Source organism: Klebsiella sp. YJ, assembly GCF_002108615.1.
Lineage (GTDB): Bacteria > Pseudomonadota > Gammaproteobacteria > Enterobacterales > Enterobacteriaceae > Klebsiella > Klebsiella planticola.
Map to the genome: position 1 here is coordinate 293,452 of NZ_MTEG01000005.1, position 17,878 is coordinate 311,329.

The following is a 17,878-nucleotide window of genomic DNA, read 5'->3' on the forward strand; positions in this document are numbered from 1 at the left end:
AACGCACAGAAAAGGCAGGAGAGGGCAGAATCGTCAGGTGGTGGAGGCGCGGAAGGGACAAAAAAAGCGCTGCCGGAGCAGCGCTTGATGCGGGATTATTTTACCTGCTGACCCGGCTGGGCGCCGCTGTCAGGGCTTAACAGGAAGATATCCTTCCCGCCAGGGCCCGCAGCCATCACCATCCCTTCCGAGATGCCGAAGCGCATTTTACGCGGCGCCAGGTTGGCCACCATCACCGTCAGGCGACCGATCAGCACCTGCGGATCCGGGTAGGCGCTACGAATGCCGGAGAAGACGTTACGTTTCTCGCCGCCCAGATCGAGGCTCAGGCGCAGCAGCTTGTCAGAACCGTCGACAAATTCGGCGTTTTCAATCAGCGCGATGCGCATGTCCACTTTGGCGAAATCGTCAAAGGTGATGGTGTCCTGAATCGGATCGTCCGCCAGCGGGCCGGTTACCGGCGCGGCGGTGGCTTTCACCTCTTCTTTCGACGCTTCGACCAGGGCTTCAACCTGCTTCATCTCGATGCGGTTGTACAGCGCCTTGAAGGCATTGACCTTATGCGACAGCAGCGGCTGCTGGATAGCATCCCAGTTCAGTTCGCTGTTGAGGAAGGCTTCGGCACGCGCGGTCAGCTGCGGCAGGACCGGCTTGAGCCAGGTCATCAGCACGCGGAACATATTCAGGCCCATGGTGCAGATGGCCTGCAGATCGGCGTCGCGGCCTTCCTGCTTAGCAACCACCCACGGGGCCTGCTCGTCAACGTAGCGGTTAGCCACGTCGGCCAGCGCCATGATTTCACGGATGGCTTTACCGAACTCACGGCTGTCCCACGCTTCGCCAATGCTTGCTGCCGCATCGGTAAAGGTTTTATACAGCGCCGGATCGGCCAGCTCAGCGGACAGCATGCCGTCGAAACGCTTATTGATAAAACCGGCGTTGCGCGAGGCGAGGTTAACCACTTTGTTGACGATGTCGGCGTTTACGCGCTGCACGAAATCTTCCAGGTTCAGATCGATATCATCGATGCGGGAAGAGAGCTTGGCGGTGTAGTAATAACGCAGGCTGTCGGCGTCAAAATGGTTCAGCCAGGTGCTGGCCTTGATAAAGGTGCCGCGTGATTTGGACATCTTAGCGCCGTTGACGGTGACGTAACCGTGAACGAACAGGTTGGTCGGCTTGCGGAAACCGCTGCCTTCCAGCATCGCCGGCCAGAACAGGCTGTGGAAGTAGACAATATCTTTGCCGATAAAGTGATACAGCTCGGCGTCGGAGTCTTTCTTCCAGTAGGCGTCAAAGCTTTCGCTATCGCCGCGTTTGTCACACAGGTTCTTGAACGAGCCCATGTAGCCGATCGGCGCATCCAGCCAGACGTAGAAATATTTGCCCGGCGCGTTGGGGATTTCGAAGCCAAAGTACGGCGCGTCGCGGGAAATATCCCACTGCTGCAGACCGGACTCGAACCACTCCTGCATTTTGTTCGCCACCTGCTCCTGCAGTGCGCCGCTGCGGGTCCACGCCTGCAGCATTTCGCTAAAGGACGGCAGGTCGAAGAAGAAGTGCTCAGATTCACGCATCACCGGGGTCGCGCCGGAAACCACGGATTTCGGGTCGATCAGCTCAGTCGGGCTGTAGGTCGCGCCGCACACTTCGCAGTTATCGCCATACTGATCCGGTGATTTACACTTCGGACAGGTGCCTTTCACGAAACGGTCCGGCAGGAACATCCCTTTTTCCGGATCGTAAAGCTGAGAGATGGTGCGGTTTTTGATAAAACCGTTCTCTTTCAGACGGCCGTAGATCAGCTCAGACAGCTCGCGGTTCTCGTCGCTGTGCGTCGAGTGGTAGTTGTCGTAGCTAATATCAAAGCCCGCAAAATCGGTCTGATGCTCCTGACTCATTTCGCCAATCATCTGCTCCGGAGAGACGCCAAGCTGCTGAGCTTTCAGCATGATAGGCGTACCGTGGGCGTCGTCTGCACAGATGAAATTGACCTCGTTGCCGCGCATTCGCTGGTAACGGACCCAGACATCAGCCTGGATGTGCTCCAGCATGTGGCCGAGGTGGATTGAGCCGTTAGCGTACGGCAGCGCGCACGTTACCAGAATTTTCTTCGCGACTTGAGTCATAGTGAGCATTACATCTTCTGTTGTAAAAAGGGCTTTTGATATTACCAAAAGGGCACTGGGTGCGCCATAAATGGCTGACCATATATGGATAATCCTCAGCTGTGATAAACTCAATGATTACTGAAAGCCTCTCATAACAACAAAGGAGTCGGGATGAATTCGCAATCCCAGGCCAAATCCCCCGAACGTCTACGTGCGATGGTCGCCGGAACGTTGGCTAATTTCCAGCACCCCACTTTGCAGCATAATCTCACTGCGCTGAAGGCACTGCACCACGTCGCCTGGCTCGACGATACCGTGCATATCGAGATCCAGATGCCGTTCGTCTGGCACAGTGCTTTTGAAGATTTAAAAGAGCAATGTAGCGCCGACCTGCTGCGCATTACCGGCGCGCAGGCGATTGACTGGAAGCTGTCGCATAACATTGCCACGCTGAAGCGGGTAAAAAATCAGCCGGGCGTCAACGGGGTCAAAAATATTATTGCCGTCAGCTCCGGCAAAGGTGGGGTGGGTAAATCCTCCACGGCGGTGAACCTGGCGCTGGCGCTGGCCGCGGAAGGGGCGAAAGTCGGGATCCTCGATGCCGATATTTATGGTCCGTCGATTCCCACCATGCTCGGTGCGGAAGATCAGCGTCCCACCTCGCCAGACGGCACCCATATGGCGCCGATCATGAAATTTGGCCTCGCCACCAACTCCATCGGCTATCTGGTGACCGACGATAACGCCATGGTATGGCGCGGGCCGATGGCCAGCAAGGCGCTGCTGCAGATGCTGCAGGAGACGCTGTGGCCGGATCTGGATTATCTGGTGCTGGATATGCCGCCAGGCACCGGCGACATTCAGCTGACCCTTGCGCAGAATATTCCGGTCACCGGCGCGGTGGTGGTGACCACGCCGCAGGATATCGCGCTGATCGATGCGAAAAAAGGCATCGTGATGTTTGAGAAGGTGGAAGTGCCGGTCCTCGGCATCGTCGAAAACATGAGTATCCATATTTGCAGCAACTGTGGTCATCATGAGCCGATTTTCGGCACCGGCGGCGCTGAAAAGCTGGCGGAGCAATACCACACTCAGCTGCTGGCCCAGCTGCCGCTGCACATCAATTTGCGTGAAGATCTGGATAACGGTAAGCCGACCGTTGTTGCCCGCCCGGAGAGCGAGTTCACCGAAATTTACCGTCAGCTGGCGGGACGCGTGGCGGCCCGGCTCTACTGGCAGGGGGAAGTGATTCCCGGTGAGATTGCCTTCCGCGCGGTGTAGCGTCGGCGGATAGCACAACGCCCTGTACTTTTCTGATCCGCGGCGGACAGCAAAAGGACAGGGCGTTTTTGTTGGTCCGTCCGGCGACGGACCGTCAGCCATTAGTGCTGATAGAAGATTTCGCCGTCGTAAATTTTGACAATTTTACCTTCGGTATCGGTGATCAGCACGTAGCTGCCGCCCATATAGGTGTAGTGAGTACCGGCGTCCGGCGCGGGCAGGTTACGCTGCTGCCACTGTTTAATGGTGTATTCTGGCGTCAGATAAAGCGGCGGTACGGTGTCGCCTACGCGAAACTGCGTGAAGTCTGCGGTGAAACCATCAAGTTCATATTTTTGTACGCCGCTGGTGGAGGCTGCCCAGACAGTACTGGTGCTGGCCAACAGTACGCCCAGAAGCATCATTTTTGTTTTACGCATAATTTCCTCATTATTATCCTGGATTACCCTGGACACAAAATCGCAGCCTCGTATCATTCCTGAAGCATGGCCGGGAAGGCAAGCGTTGGTTGCGTTAAAAATGTAAGAAAACGATGGGCCGGTTGCCGGATTTGGCGCAGAGCGGCGGTTTTGAGAACAATCCTGGTAGCAGGATTCGGGAGTCAATATGTTCAGACTGGAAGATCTGACGTTATTTGTTCGTGCGGCGGCGCTGGGTAGTTTCAGCGATGCGGCGCGGGAGGTCGGGCAGCAGCCGGCGCAGGTGAGTGCGGCGATTAAGCGCCTGGAAACCACGCTCAATATTCGTCTTTTTGCACGCTCCACCCGCAGCCTACGTCTGACGCCCGAAGGGGAAACCTGGCTGCCTTATGCCACCCAGATGCTTGATACGCTGCATGCCGGGCTGCAAAAAATTCAGGTGCCGGATGACGAGGTCCGCGGGACGTTGCAAATTGCGGTACCCTCCGATCTGGGGCGCAATCTGCTGCTGAACGTCTTTCGCGCCTTTCGCCAGCGGCACCCGGCGCTGAAGCTGCGTATTCTCTTTTCCGACCATCGGACCGATGTGTTTAAAGATCCGGTCGATGTTGCCTTTCGCTACGGTGACAACGACGATGCCTCGTTTATTTCGCTCCCCGTCGCGCCGGAAAACCGGCGGGTGCTGGTGGCTTCTCCGCAGTGGATTGCCCGGCACGGCTCTCCGCAGACGCCGGAGGCGCTGGCGCAACACCCTGCGCTACTGTACGTGCTGCGCGGCAGGCAGTTCGATCGCTGGACCTTAAGTCTCAACGGGGTGGTTGAACATATGCAGGTTTCCGGCGCCATCATCAGCGACGACGCCGAGGTGATTCGCCGCCTGGCCATTGCGGGGGAGGGCTTTGCCTATAAGTCAGCGCTGGATGTCAGCGATGATATTCGGGCCGGGCGCCTGCGGGTGCTGCTGCCGCACTATCAGGGCGACAGAGTCCCGCTCAATATGATTTGTCCGCACCGCAAGCAGCTTTCTGCAGCGGTGCGGTTACTCTATGAAGAGGTCAGGGCGCACTGTGAAACGGTGCAGGCCGACGCGCTACGCGGGCCTGTGGACGTTTAGTGCCTCACCAGGGTGGCGAAATAGTAGACCAGCGGAACGGCGAGGATCCACAAACCCAGCGGGATTTCTCGCCACTTGCCGGCAACCGTTTTAATCATGATGTAGAACAGCAGTCCGCCGGCGATACCGGTGCCGAAGCTGTTGGCGATCAGGGTGATCATCACCATCATTAATACCGGCAGCCCGTCGGTGAAGCTGGAGAGATCGACTTTGCGCAGGCCGCTGAACATGTTGAGGCCAATCAGGATCAGCGCCGGAGCGGTGGCCTCTTTTGGGATCATCAGGGCGACCGGGGTAAAGAGCAGCATCAGCAGGAACATCACCGCCGCGGCCAGCGCCGTGAGCCCGGTTTTACCGCCCGCTTCGGCGGCGGCGGAAGACTCGATCAGCGCGGTCGCCGCCGGGATCCCCAGCCACGGGCCGATAGCTGCCGCAATCGAGTCGACCATAAACGGCCGGTTGATGTGCGGCATATTGCCCTCTTCATCCAGCAGTCCCGCTTCGCCGCCCACCGCCAGCGTGGTCCCCATGGTGGAGAAAAACTCTGAGGCGAAAAAGACAAACAGGAACGGCAGGAAAGCAATGTTCAGCGCGCCCAGCATATCGACGTGGCCGAAGACCGGCGCCAGCGAGTGCGGCAGCGCGATAAAACTGTCCGGCAGACGGGTGACCCCCGCCGGAATCCCCACCAGGGTGGCAAACAAAATCGCCCATAAAATGGCGCCCGGGATGCGCCGCGCCTGCAGCGCAATCGCCAGAAACAGGCCGCACAGCGCCACCAGCGCACCGGGAGACAAGAAATCACCCAGCATCAGGGCATTGGTTTTGGCATTCGCCAGCACCAGGCCGGCATTGCGAAAACCGAGTACCGCCACGAACAGACCGATTGAGGCCGTCAGCCCCAGCTTGATGGACTGAGGAACTGAACGGGTGACCACTTCACGCAGGCCGAATTGGGTTAACAGAAAGAACAGAATACCCGACCAGCAGGCGATGCCGAGGCCAATTTGCCAGCCGATCCCTTCGCTACCGGCCAGGGTGACGCCCACCAGCACCGAGCCGCCGATGCCTGGGCCGACGATAAACGGCAGGTTAGCGTAAAACGCCATCAGCAGCGTCGCGGCGACGAAGACCAGAATCGTTCCGGTGGTGGCGGCGCCTTTGTCCATGCCGCCCACCGCCAGCAGGCCGGGGATGACCACCAGCAGATAGGCGGCCGCAAGAAAGCCGGTGATCCCGGAAAGGCACTCGGTACGCAGCGTGCTGCCGCGGGAGCGCAGGGCAAAACGGCGCTCCAGCCAGCTTCCTTGTGTGGAGGTATGCAGTGTGTTGTCGGCCATGCTCAGGCTCCCCGGAGATTATTGTTGTGAGGGTCGGTGGCCGGGGTTTCCCGGCAGTCTATCAGCGGTTCGACAATCTGGCGGGTGATGCCGTCGGTCAAACCTAAATCGGTCAAATGTGGTCCGGCATTGCAGGCGAGGCAGGTGCCTTCGATAGCCTTAAATACCCGGTAAGGCGGCTCCCAGTCGGCGATTTCTGCGCTCAGGTCGCGTAATTCGCCGAACTGACGCGCGAGTTCTGCCGCCGGCAGATCGGAGAGCATGCCGGCAATCGGCATCGCCACGTGGGCGAGAATATCCCCCTGACGGGAGAGCGCCATCCCGCCGCCGGAGGCAATCAGCCGGTTGGCGGCCAGCGCCATATCCTCAGCGCTGCGTCCCAGCACCACCAGGTTGTGTGAATCGTGCGAGTAGCTGGTGGCGATGGCGCCGCGCAGCTCGCCCCAGCCTTCGAGCAGGGCGATTTGCGGCGTCGCCTGATGGCGGCCGTGGCGATGCTTCACCCAAATCAGGCTAAATCCGGCGGGCAGCTGAACTTCGCCGTGGCGCACCTGCACCTCGACTTCTCCCCACTGCGTAAAGCGCGCGCCGCGAATATGCCGCAGGCGGGCAACGCCGTGAACAATACCGGGGATCCGCAGCACAAAATCGTCCGCATTCAGCGGCGCCAGACGCAGCGTGTTGCGCGGCGGGGTCACCCCCTCTGCGGCTGGAATGGGCTGGATCAGCGCGCCGTCGCGGGCGACCAGTTTCCCGGCGACATACACTTTGCGGGCCGCGAGCTTCTCCAGTGAATCAAACACCACCAGGTCGGCGCGGCGGCCAGCGGCAATCAGCCCTGAATCGTGACGCTGCAGGCGAATGGCGGCGTTGAGGGTGGCGAAGCGCAGGACGTCGGTGGCGGCGAGACCGTGTTCAATCAGCAGGTTGAGCAGGGCGATAATGCCGCCCTTTTCCAGCAGCATATCCGGGGGGACATCGTCGGTGCACACCGTGATCTGCGAGGAGAGATGCGGCAGGGTTTTCAGGGCCTTGACGATATCCGGCAGCAGATAGGGGTGCGAGCCGCGAATTTCGAGGGTCAAACCGGCGCGCAGCTTTTCCAGCGCGTCTTCTGCGGAGGTCAGCTCATGATCGGAGGTGACGCCCGCCGCGAGGTAGGCCTGGAGATCGGCGCCGCTCAGCCCGCGGGCGTGGCCTTCAATCAGCTTGCCGCTGTCGAGACCGGCCTGAACAATCTCCTGCATCCGGGTGCTGCCGTTCAGCACGCCATGCATGTCCATCACTTCCGCCACGCCGCGCACTTCCGGCCATGCCAGCATGGTCGCCATCTCCGCTCCGGCAAAATCGGCGCCGGACATTTCCAGCCCCGGGGTCGAAGGGACGCTGGAGGGGGCGGCGACCATTACCTGCAGCGGCAGGTTGCGGCTGGCGGCGACGGCATAGCGCACGCCTTCGACCCCGAGGACGTTGGCCAGCTCATGCGGGTCCCAGAAGACCGCGGTGGTTCCCTGGGCGAGGACAATTTCCGCGTAGCGTTCGGGAGGGAGGTGGGAACTCTCGAGATGCACATGGGTATCCATCAGCCCCGGCGACAGGTAGGCGCCATCCAGCGCATGGCGTTGGTGGGCATCGGCGCGGCTGCCGCGCGGGTGCACGCTGGCGATCATCTCGCCGGTGATGCCGACATCGGCTTCGCGGATTTCGCCGGTGACCATATCGACTATCTGCGCCCCGGTTAACAACAGGTCAAAAGGTATTTCGCCCCGGGCGGCCATGACGGCGCGGCGGCGGTTTTCAGCATTGCTGGACATAACAACTCCGGCACAAGGATAATGGGGGTACTCTAGGGGCACAGCAAACGTTTGCCCAGATGAATAAATTTATCGCCCGATAAGCTCGGGTTATTCTGCCCGATTACCCTTAGCGAAGAATAAGATGACCGAACCGTGGCAGCGCCTGCCTGCGCTTTCTCTTAAACAGCTACAGTACTTTGTTACCCTGGCGGAGCTGCGTCATTTTACCGATACCGCCAACCGTCTGGCTATCAGCCAACCGGCGTTGAGCAGTGCCCTGCGGCAAATCGAAACGGTGCTGGGCGGCAAGCTGGTCAATCGCACCGCCTCGTCGGTCACGCTGACCGAACTGGGCGCCGCCATTCTGCCGCACGCCCGGCGCGTGCTGAGCGTGGCCCAGCTGGCGTTTCATGACATGGAGCAGATTGTCGCGGCCGGCGGCGATGGTACCGTGCGTATCGGTCTGGTGCCCTCGGTGAGCTCGCTGCTCTTTCCGCTTCTGCCGCAGGTGCTGGCGCAAACCTTTCCCCGGCTGCGGGTCGAGTTTCACGATCAGACCAATGATGCGCTGGTGCGTGAGCTGCAAAGCGGGCAGATTGATTTCGGTATCGGTGCCATCGACAGCTCGCTACCCGCCGCGTTACAGATCTACCCGCTGCGTGAAGATCCGTTTGTGGCGGTGCTGCACGGTGACGATCCGCTGGCAGACCAGCCGCACCTGCCGTGGAAACTTCTCGTCGGACGCGATATTGCGGTGTTCTCGAAAGGGAACATTCAGCGCCTGGTGGGCGCGCTGGCGGAAAGCCATCGCCTGACGCTGAACACGCGGTTTCAGGTGGACTATATTGAAACGCTGTATGGCCTGGTGCGCTCGCGTCTGGCGATTGCCATTCTGCCTGAGCTGTATACCACCCATCTGCAGGATCCGGTACTGAAAATCGCGCAGCTCCAGCAGCCGGCGCTGGCGCGGACGGTGGCGTTAATGCGCGGACCGCAGCCGCTGCCGCCGATGATTGAGCAGTGCTTTACGCTGCTGCTCAATTCGCTACGCGAGTCGTCCGCGCGGCTCAGGGCAGATGCCTGATCAGCACGTCTATCGTCAGATGATTAATATACTCCAGCGAATGAGATGCCATGACTCCCAGCAGGCGGTTGTGATGCCCGGCGATAATCAGATCAATCCCCCGCTGGTTTACGCAGGCTTCAACATCTGCAAAACGGCGGGTGGTGACCAGCGACAGGGTTTGCACCGGTAGCGAGACGCTGGCCGCCAGCTCATTGAGCAGTACTTTCGCCTGGAGCACCTCCTCAGATACATCATCATTCAGCAGGCTGTCGGAAACGTAATTCAGCGCCCGATAGTCGGTGCTGATATGGGCGAGGGTGATGCGCATAGCGTTCTCTTCCGCCATTCTGGCCGCATGCTGGAGCAGCGGAACGCCGTCCTGGCTGCTGTTAATCAGCACCAGGGCATGGTGATAAACGGGCATAGCCTACCTCGACGAGTGGAGGGACCGGGAACGTCGCTCCCTGACGTTCATTTTGTGCCCGCCGCAGTGGGAATGCAAATGGCGCGGGAGAGCGGGCGCCGGTTCGGTAAAGAGATATGAAGGTTAATGCCACGAAGGCCCCACTGCCGAAGACCGTGGGGCCTTCGTGGCGGAGCGCTTGCGTCAGGCGTCGGCTTCCCGTAACCTGCCTGCAGAGAACGTTTATATCTTCTCGATGACTCGGGGTGCCCTTCCTGGTGAAGGCTGAGAAAGACCCGTACCACCTGATCTGGATAATGCCAGCGTAGGGAAGTCAGAGACCAAAGGGTCGTTGCTTCTTCATCGCCTGGCTGGAGCAAACGATGCAAGCTGAGCCTCTCAATCCCGCGCATATTGCGCATCTGCAACATCTTTTTCGCCGTCATTCCCCCCTTGTTCACTGCATGACTAATGATGTGGTACAGACCTTTACTGCCAACGTCCTGCTGGCGGTCGGCGCCTCGCCCGCGATGGTGATTGATCCGCAGGAAGCGAGCCAGTTTGCGGCGCTCGCGGATGCGCTGTTGATTAACGTCGGAACCTTAACCGTCGATCGTGCGCAGGCGATGCGCGCCGCGGCGCTCAGCGCGCAAAACGCAGGCAAACCGTGGGCGCTGGATCCGGTAGCGGTCGGGGCGTTAACCCTGCGCAGCGCGTTTTGCCATGAATTGTTGAGCCTGCAACCGGCCGCCATTCGCGGCAACGCGTCGGAGATTATGGCGCTGGCCGGAATGAGCGCCGGCGGACGCGGGGTCGATACCACCGATACCGCGGCGGCGGCGCTGCCCGCCGCGCAGGCTCTGGCACGACAGATCAATACCATTGTCGCGGTGACCGGCGAAGTGGATTACGTCACCGACGGCCAGCGTACGCGTGCGGTCACCGGCGGCGATTGCCTGATGACCCGGGTCGTGGGGACCGGCTGTGCGCTTTCGGCGGTGGTGGCGGCCAGTACCACCATGCCTGGCGATCGCCTCGAAAACGTCGCTGCCGCCTGCGGCCTGATGAAACAGGCGGGCGGTGCGGCGGCGCACGGCAGAGGGCCGGGCAGTTTTACCCCGGCATTTCTTGATGCGCTGTACGGGGAGAACAACGGATGAAACGAATTAATGCGCTGACTATCGCCGGTACTGACCCCAGCGGCGGCGCGGGGATCCAGGCCGACCTGAAAACCTTCTCTGCCCTCGGGGCCTATGGTTGTTCGGTGATCACCGCGCTGGTGGCGCAAAACACCCGCGGCGTGCAGTCGGTCTATCGCATCGACCCGGATTTTGTTGCCGCGCAGCTGGATTCGGTATTCAGCGACGTCCGTATCGATACCACCAAAATTGGCATGCTGGCGGAAACGGATATCGTGGAAGCCGTGGCGGAGCGTCTGGCGCGCTATCAGATTGGCAACGTGGTCCTGGATACGGTCATGCTGGCGAAAAGCGGCGATCCGCTGCTCTCGGCTTCGGCGGTGGCGACGCTACGCACCCGCCTGCTGCCGCAGGTTTCGCTGATCACGCCGAATCTGCCGGAAGCGGCGGCGCTGCTGGATGCGCCGCACGCGCAGAGCGAAAAAGAGATGCTGGAGCAGGGGCGGGCGCTGCTGGCGATGGGCTGCGGCGCGGTGCTGATGAAAGGCGGTCATCTCGACAACGCGGAAAGCCCGGACTGGCTGTTTACCCGCGATGGCGAGCAGCGCTTCACCGCGCCGCGGGTCCAGACTAAAAATACTCACGGAACCGGCTGTACGCTCTCCGCGGCGCTGGCGGCGCTGCGCCCACGCCATCGCGACTGGGGAGAGACGGTTGCCGAGGCGAAAGGCTGGCTCTCTGCGGCGCTGGCGCAGGCGGATTCGCTGGAGGTGGGCCACGGTATCGGGCCGGTTCACCATTTCCACGCGTGGTGGTAAGCCTGATATACTGGCCTGAGAATTCTGCCAGGAAAAGATAAATGGAACAGGCGCATACCCGGTTAATTACCCAGCTTGTTGAACGGATTGCGGCGTCGGATAACGCGCCGCTCTATCTGAAGTTTGCCGACACGATCAAGGATGCCGTGCGCAGCGGCTGGCTGGAAAATGGCAATATTCTTCCCGGTGAACGCGATCTCAGCCAGCTGACCGGCGTGTCGCGCATCACCGTCCGCAAAGCGCTCCAGCTGCTGGAAGACGAAGGCGTGGTGACCCGCTCGCGGGGTTACGGGACGCAGATCAACAATATCTTTGAATATTCGCTGAAAGAAGCGCGCGGCTTTACGCAGCAGGTGGTTTTACGCGGCAAGAAGCCGGATACGCTGTGGGTGAACAAACGCGTTGTCAAATGTCCGGAGGAGGTTGCCCGGCAGCTGGCAATCGCGGTGGGCAGCGATGTGTTTATGCTCAAACGCATTCGCTATGTTGACGAGGACGCGGTCTCGCTCGAAGAGTCCTGGGTGCCTGCACATCTGATCCATGACGTCGATGCGATCAGCGTCTCGCTGTATGACTACTTTCGCAGCCAGCAGATTCTGCCGCAGCGGACCCGTTCGCGCGTCAGCGCCCGGATGCCGGACGCCGAATTTCAGTCGCATATTAAGATGGACAGCGCCATCCCGGTGCTGGTGATCAAACAGGTTGCCCTCGATCAGTACCAGCACCCCATTGAATACAGCATCAGCTACTGCCGCAGCGATCTATACGTTTTTGTGTGCGAGGAGTAGCGCTTCGCGGTGCGGGGCGCAATCGCCGCCCCGATGGCCCACGACCCAGGCCGCAACGGCATTCCCCAGCGTAACCGCTTCCCCCAGGCTCCAGCCGGCGGCCAGCCCGGCAAGCGTACCACCGGCGTGACTGTCCCCGGCGCCGATCGTATCGACGACCGCGGTCGGGAAAGGGGCGGCGAGACCGCTCTCCTGCGGGCTGAAATACCAGGCGCCTTCTTTATCCAGACGCACAATCAGCGGTGCGGCATATTTCTTCAGCCAGGCGGCGCCAAATGCGCTGACCTCGGGCGAAAATCCGTGCGCTTCAGCCGCGATGGCGGCTTCCTGGCGGTTGACGGAAACCAGTGGTTTCAGGGCCATCAGGCGCGCCATCAGCGTTTCGGGAATATCGGCAATCCGCGGGCCAAAGTCGATAAAGGCGCTCGCCTGCGGCTGCCGTTCCAGCCAGGAGGCCAGCCGTTCGCCGCTGGCGGATGCCAGCTGATAGCCGGAAAGATAGACCAGGCTGTCGGCGGGGGCATGCAGGCGTTCGAGCCACGCATCGCACCACTGATTTTCCACGCCGCTGAAGGACATAAAGGTCCGCTCGCCGTCCGGCTCTACCAGCGCCAGGCACCAGCCATTGTCGCCATCCGCCTGACTGATGACGCTGGTTAACCCCTCTTTGGCGAGGCGCTGGCGGATAATTTCCGCCCACACGCCCTGGCCAATCGGCAGCGCATTTTGTGCGTCGATCCCCAGCCTTTTTAAGGTCACGGCGATGTTTAACGCGCAGCCGCCGACATTGACGCTCTGCTGCTGCAGTTCGATATCACACCCGCGCCAGGGCAGAGCATAGGCGTCGGCGATCACGTCAATCACCGCGGCGCCGAGGACGGTGACCGGGCGTTGCGCCTTCAGCGTGGCCAGTTTATCCGTTAACTGTTGGGCATTCATTCGGCCTCCCGCTGCTGGCGATAGTGCATCAGGGCATCGGCGTAGCGGGTGAAGTCCAGCTTGTTGACTTCGTCCAGGCGCGCCTTGAAAGCGCCATCGATGGCGGAAACCCCGTGTAAAGCGCCGCAAATCGCCGTCGCCATGGCGCCGATGGTATCGGTATCGCCACCCAGGTTGGCGCAGAGAATGGCGCAGCGGTTTGGGTCGGTAGCGGCCAGTTCCACCATCGCTATCGCGCACGGGACGGATTCTATGGTGCTGGTTCCGGCGCCAATCAGCTGATAAAGCTGCTCGCTGGCGGACTCCAGACCGTCGGCCCGGCGTACGGTGCGTAACGCCAGCTCAATACGCAGCGCCAGCGAGGCGCTAAAGGTGGTGGTCTTCTGCTCCTGCGCGTGGCGCGCCACGGCCGGCAGGGCGTCAACAATCGCTGGCCAGCCGGCGCCGTCAACGGCGCGGGAGATAGCCCAGGCGATCACCGTCGCGCCGGCGATGGCTAAATCCGATTTATGCGTCGGGCTCGAGGCCGCGGCCACGTCGCTGATAAACGCATCAAGATTGCCGCCCGGCAGCAGACAGCCCAGCGGCGAGGCGCGCATCGCCGCGCCGTTGGTCACCCCGTTATTATCCAGTTCGCTTACCGGTTTGCCGTGGCGAATCGCGTTGAGAGCAATTTTCGATGTTGGTCCTAAGACGTTTTTATTAAATGCATCAAAACCTTCTGCCCACCGCAGAATATGTTGGCCAATGACATCCGGGACGATCTGCCCGTCGCATTCGATAATGGCGTCAGCGAGACACAGGGCCATCGAGGTGTCATCGGTAAATTCCGCCTCGGCAAAGTAGCAGGCGGCGTTATTCTCCGCCGGGCCCGGCAGGAAGCGGTCGATCCAGCCAAAATGGGCCTTCACCCGCGATCGTGGCCATAGCTCTGACGGCATGCCCATCGCATCCCCTAACGCCTGCCCGTAAAGAGCACCGAGAATACGTTCTGCTTTCATTTCACTTCCCCTTGTTTAAGCTCAGCATTTTGTGGTTCGACGTCGATGGTCGTAATTTCTTTGTCCGATTCGCGGAAAAACACCATGAACAGCACGGCGATAATCGCAATCATGATGGCGCCGAACGTCCACATGCCCGCCCAGTTGAAGGTGAATCCGTTAACGGGTTGCGGGTAGGCGAACATTTTTTCCATCATCACGCCGCCGAGGCGGTAGCCGAGCAGGCTGCCAAAGCCCTGGCAGCAGAGCGTAATTAACCCCTGGGCCGCATTACGCATCGATACCGGCGCCTTCTTATCAACGTAGATATAGGCGGTGACGTAGTAAAAATCGTAGCTGACGCCGTGCAGCAGAATGCCGAGGAACATCAGCGTATAGGTGAAATAGTTCTCCGCGCCGCCGAAGACAAAAAAGCCATAGCGAATGGCGGCGGTAATCAGACCAAGCAATAGAACCTTTTTAATACCAAACCGTTTAGTAAAGAACGGCAGAGCCAGCATAAAGAAGATTTCAGAGAACTGGCCGAGGGTCATCCATCCGGTGGCGTGCTTCATGCCGGCTTCGGTGAGGTAGCCGTTGGCGAAGATGTAATAGAAGGCCAGGGGCATGGCAAACAGAAAGGAGCAGAAGAAAAAGACGAGGAAGTTTTTGTCGCGCAGCAGGATTAACGCATCCAGCCCCAGCATCACTTTCAGGTCCAGTTTTCCACGGCTTTTCGGCGGCGTATCTGGCAGGAACAGGGCAAAGACGCCGAGCAGCGCAGAGCTGCCGGCGGCAATCAGCAGCGGGATATTGGTGGGCGAAATGTCGCTCAGGCCGAGCATCTGCGGTAAAAATCCGCATACCAGACCGGAGCCGATCCAGCCGATCGTCCCCATCACCCGAATCCGCGGGAAATCGCGCTCAACGTCCGCCACGTTAGAAAAGGCGATGCTGTTGGTCAGCGCGATGGTCGGCATGTAGGTTAACGAGTAGGCGAGCAGGAGCGGGAAGAAGCCGGCGAAGGTCGTCTGCTGCGCGGCGAAGTACATCAATATCGCCCCGGCGAACATCAGCACCGCCAGCACTCTCTGCGCGGAAAAGAAGCGATCGGTCAGCGATCCCACGAGGATCGGCGAAAGAATCGCTGCGATGGCGGTACAGGCGTAGGACCAGCCGATTTCACCGGCGCTGAAGCCGCTCTTACTCAGCCACAGCCAGAGAGGGACAAACCAGGCTCCCCAGATAAACCATTCAACGAACATCATGAACGACAGCTTTGCTGTAGTTTTCATCTTTAGATCCTTCATGACAGGTAGGGTACGCCTTTAAGATACCATTTGATAATACCTTTAAAATACCTTTGTGCGGATTGTTTGAGCAGGCTAACACTTTTTGTCCCTGAATCGTGCCAGCTGAAATGGCTGAAAAATGCGATTCCGGCTGGAAAATATGCTAAGACGGTACCAGGCTTAACCTGCCCAAATAAGTGGGTCAGGATAATACATGCCGGCTGCGGCCGGCACTTACGGGAGCATAGCTATGACTGATATTACGCAGTTGCTTGGCAAAGATGCCGACAGCCTTTTACAGCACCGTTGTATGACCATTCCAGCCGACCAGCTTTATCTGCCGGGGGCGGATTACGTTGACCGGGTCATGGTGGATAACAATCGTCCGCCGGCGGTGCTGCGTAATATGCAGACCCTGTACAATACGGGGCGCCTGGCCGGAACCGGATACCTCTCCATCCTGCCGGTAGACCAGGGCGTGGAACACTCGGCGGGCGCCTCTTTTGCCGCCAACCCGCTCTACTTTGATCCGAAAAATATCGTCGAACTGGCTATCGAAGCCGGTTGTAACTGCGTAGCGTCGACCTATGGCGTGCTGGCCTCGGTATCGCGTCGTTATGCGCACCGCATTCCCTTCCTGGTGAAGTTAAATCATAACGAAACCCTGAGTTACCCGAACACCTTCGACCAGACGCTGTACGCCAGCGTAGAGCAGGCCTTTAATATGGGCGCGGTGGCGGTAGGGGCGACTATCTATTTCGGTTCAGAAGAGTCGCGTCGGCAGATTGAAGAGATCTCCGCGGCGTTCGAACGCGCGCATGAACTGGGGCTGGTGACCGTGCTGTGGGCCTATCTGCGCAACCCGGCGTTTAAGAAAGATGGCGTCGATTATCACGTGTCGGCCGATTTGACCGGGCAGGCTAACCATCTGGCGGCCACCATTGGCGCCGATATCGTGAAGCAGAAAATGGCGGAAAATAACGGCGGCTATAAGGCGGTGAACTTTGGTTACACTGACGATCGCGTCTATAGCAAGCTGACCTCGGAGAATCCTATCGATCTGGTCCGTTATCAGCTGGCGAACTGCTATATGGGACGCGCCGGATTGATTAACTCCGGTGGCGCGGCGGGCGGTGAAACTGACCTGTCGGATGCCGTACGTACCGCGGTTATCAATAAGCGTGCGGGCGGGATGGGGCTGATTCTCGGTCGTAAAGCGTTTAAAAAATCAATGAGCGACGGCGTGAAGCTGATCAACGCCGTGCAGGATGTTTATCTCGATGGCAAAGTGACTATTGCCTGATCCTGAATGCGGTGACAAAACCCCTCTCTGTCGGGAGGGGTTTTTTTATGCTCAGGAGACGCTCGTTTTCAGCGCTACGGCAACGGAGGAGCGGGTCAAGCCCGGCTGCTCGACGCGAATATAGGCGCAGAGGAAAAAGGCCAGCACGTACAGCGCGGTATACGCCACCACCACCCCAATCGTACTGAAGTACGGCAGCAGCACCACCGCAATCGCCGGCGCCAGGAAGTTGGACAGCCCCGCCGACAGGTTGTAGACCGAGATCGCCGCCCCTTTATGCTGCGGCTCCAGCGCCGGGAAGACCGCCGCCATCGGCACAAACGCCGCCACAAAAATCCCCAGCGCAATCGCCGGCACCAGCGCCATGGCAAAGTTATGCCCGAAGTGCTGCGGGATGTAATAAAACGCCAGGCTCGACAGCGCCATGCCGATGCAGCCAAACCAGCGAATCACCTTCATCCAGCCCATCTTCTCCGCCACGATCCCCCAGAAAACGTTGGAGAAAATGGTGGTGAAGAAGAAGGCCGCCCACACCTGGAGCCACTCGGAGGTGGTAAAGCCCAGCTCATCGACAAACATCATCGGCATGATCACCGCAAAGCCGAACAGCGACAGGGTGTTAATGATGCGCACCATTCCGGAGAGCAGGATATTGCGGTTGGTGTAGAGCAGGGTGGCGGCGCGCCCCAGTTCGGCAAACTTCTCGCGGGTGGTGAGATTCTGCATATGGCGCGGCGTCTGAATATGGCGCAGCGACACCAGGGCGATAATGCCGCCGGTGACGCAGAACACCAGCGCCAGCCACAGGGTGCCCATCTCGCCGATATGCGGGATGGTAAAGCTCGGGATATAGCTGCCGAACACGCCAATGCCGACCGAGTAGACCGCCCAGAACCAGCCCAGCGCCGAGCTGGCGCTGTCGCTTTTCACGTTGTGCACGATGGCGACGATAAAGGAGTAGAGGAACAGCGGGTAGGCAAAGCCGCGAATGCCGTAGAACAGCAGGATCAGCGGGTAGTTAGCGTGGCCGAGGCCGAAAATCAGGAACAGCACGTGGAACACGCACCACAGCACGAAGCCGATCAGCAT

General features: G+C 59.7%; 16 protein-coding genes and 1 riboswitch. Of the genes, 7 read left to right on the forward strand and 9 right to left on the reverse strand.

The window, feature by feature from the left end; all coding sequences use genetic code 11:
- Positions 1-95: 95 nt before the first annotated feature.
- Positions 96-2,129: a methionine--tRNA ligase gene (gene metG, locus BV390_RS07245; RefSeq protein WP_032686769.1), complete on the reverse strand. Its 2,034-nt coding sequence runs from the start codon at positions 2,127-2,129 to the stop codon at positions 96-98.
- Between the two features lie 153 nt (positions 2,130-2,282).
- On the opposite strand from metG, the gene apbC reads away from it, so the two are divergent.
- Positions 2,283-3,392 carry an iron-sulfur cluster carrier protein ApbC gene (gene apbC / locus BV390_RS07250; RefSeq protein ID WP_032686734.1) on the forward strand — a complete coding sequence of 370 codons (1,110 nt, stop codon included), beginning with the start codon at positions 2,283-2,285 and terminating at the stop codon, positions 3,390-3,392.
- A gap of 101 nt (positions 3,393-3,493) precedes the next feature.
- Here apbC and BV390_RS07255 read toward each other — a convergent pair whose 3' ends face one another.
- Entirely contained in the window at positions 3,494-3,811 is a 318-nt protein-coding gene (locus tag BV390_RS07255) for an RcnB family protein (RefSeq protein ID WP_004864698.1), read from the reverse strand.
- Between the two features lie 187 nt (positions 3,812-3,998).
- Between BV390_RS07255 and BV390_RS07260 the strand changes: the two genes are divergently transcribed.
- A complete protein-coding gene (locus BV390_RS07260; RefSeq protein WP_032695424.1) occupies positions 3,999-4,925 on the forward strand; it encodes a LysR family transcriptional regulator in 927 nt (308 codons plus the stop codon).
- On the opposite strand, the gene BV390_RS07265 is transcribed toward BV390_RS07260, so the two are convergent.
- On the reverse strand, positions 4,922-6,265 hold the full coding sequence (locus tag BV390_RS07265; protein ID WP_046852048.1) for an NCS2 family permease: 1,344 nt from the start codon (positions 6,263-6,265) through the stop codon (positions 4,922-4,924). The genes BV390_RS07260 and BV390_RS07265 overlap by 4 nt on opposite strands.
- A gap of 2 nt (positions 6,266-6,267) precedes the next feature.
- Positions 6,268-8,079, reverse strand: coding sequence for an adenine deaminase (locus BV390_RS07270; RefSeq protein WP_085396757.1), 1,812 nt, complete (start codon positions 8,077-8,079; stop codon positions 6,268-6,270).
- A 124-nt stretch (positions 8,080-8,203) separates the two neighbouring features.
- On the opposite strand from BV390_RS07270, the gene BV390_RS07275 reads away from it, so the two are divergent.
- Complete coding sequence (locus tag BV390_RS07275; RefSeq protein ID WP_085396759.1) at positions 8,204-9,145, forward strand: LysR family transcriptional regulator; 942 nt, start codon at positions 8,204-8,206, stop codon at positions 9,143-9,145.
- Here the strand turns inward: BV390_RS07275 and BV390_RS07280 are convergent.
- Positions 9,129-9,551, reverse strand: a complete 423-nt coding sequence (locus BV390_RS07280) for a universal stress protein (RefSeq protein ID WP_032686739.1) — start codon at positions 9,549-9,551, stop codon at positions 9,129-9,131. The genes BV390_RS07275 and BV390_RS07280 overlap by 17 nt on opposite strands.
- Before the next feature lie 231 nt (positions 9,552-9,782).
- A riboswitch (TPP riboswitch) is annotated at positions 9,783-9,879 on the forward strand.
- Between the two features lie 34 nt (positions 9,880-9,913).
- On the opposite strand from BV390_RS07280, the gene thiM reads away from it, so the two are divergent.
- The 3 genes from thiM to BV390_RS07295 are packed head-to-tail and all read left to right on the forward strand — an operon-like array spanning position 9,914 to position 12,275.
- Positions 9,914-10,690: a hydroxyethylthiazole kinase gene (thiM, locus tag BV390_RS07285; protein WP_085396761.1), complete on the forward strand. Its 777-nt coding sequence runs from the start codon at positions 9,914-9,916 to the stop codon at positions 10,688-10,690.
- Positions 10,687-11,487: a bifunctional hydroxymethylpyrimidine kinase/phosphomethylpyrimidine kinase gene (thiD, locus tag BV390_RS07290; RefSeq protein ID WP_004864671.1), complete on the forward strand. Its 801-nt coding sequence runs from the start codon at positions 10,687-10,689 to the stop codon at positions 11,485-11,487. The genes thiM and thiD overlap by 4 nt, the downstream gene beginning before the upstream one ends.
- 41 nt (positions 11,488-11,528) lie before the next feature.
- On the forward strand, positions 11,529-12,275 hold the full coding sequence (locus BV390_RS07295) for a GntR family transcriptional regulator (protein ID WP_032686744.1): 747 nt from the start codon (positions 11,529-11,531) through the stop codon (positions 12,273-12,275).
- Here the strand turns inward: BV390_RS07295 and BV390_RS07300 are convergent.
- Genes BV390_RS07300 through BV390_RS07310 form a run of 3 tightly spaced genes read right to left on the reverse strand, consistent with a single transcriptional unit; the run spans position 12,249 to position 15,489 of the window.
- Positions 12,249-13,214, reverse strand: coding sequence for a PfkB family carbohydrate kinase (locus tag BV390_RS07300; RefSeq protein WP_085396763.1), 966 nt, complete (start codon positions 13,212-13,214; stop codon positions 12,249-12,251). The two genes, BV390_RS07295 and BV390_RS07300, sit on opposite strands and share 27 nt — an antisense overlap.
- A complete protein-coding gene (locus tag BV390_RS07305; protein WP_004864665.1) occupies positions 13,211-14,215 on the reverse strand; it encodes an ADP-ribosylglycohydrolase family protein in 1,005 nt (334 codons plus the stop codon). Before BV390_RS07305 ends, BV390_RS07300 begins: the two co-directional genes overlap by 4 nt.
- The gene (locus BV390_RS07310; protein WP_004864663.1) at positions 14,212-15,489 is read right to left on the reverse strand and encodes a nucleoside permease; all 1,278 of its coding nucleotides are present in this window, start codon (positions 15,487-15,489) and stop codon (positions 14,212-14,214) included. Before BV390_RS07310 ends, BV390_RS07305 begins: the two co-directional genes overlap by 4 nt.
- Before the next feature lie 247 nt (positions 15,490-15,736).
- On the opposite strand from BV390_RS07310, the gene fbaB reads away from it, so the two are divergent.
- On the forward strand, positions 15,737-16,789 hold the full coding sequence (gene fbaB, locus BV390_RS07315) for a class I fructose-bisphosphate aldolase (protein ID WP_015583867.1): 1,053 nt from the start codon (positions 15,737-15,739) through the stop codon (positions 16,787-16,789).
- 51 nt (positions 16,790-16,840) lie between these two features.
- On the opposite strand, the gene BV390_RS07320 is transcribed toward fbaB, so the two are convergent.
- Positions 16,841-17,878: RbtT/DalT/CsbX family MFS transporter (locus tag BV390_RS07320; RefSeq protein ID WP_085396765.1), on the reverse strand; the 1,038-nt coding region annotated here is incomplete at its 5' end.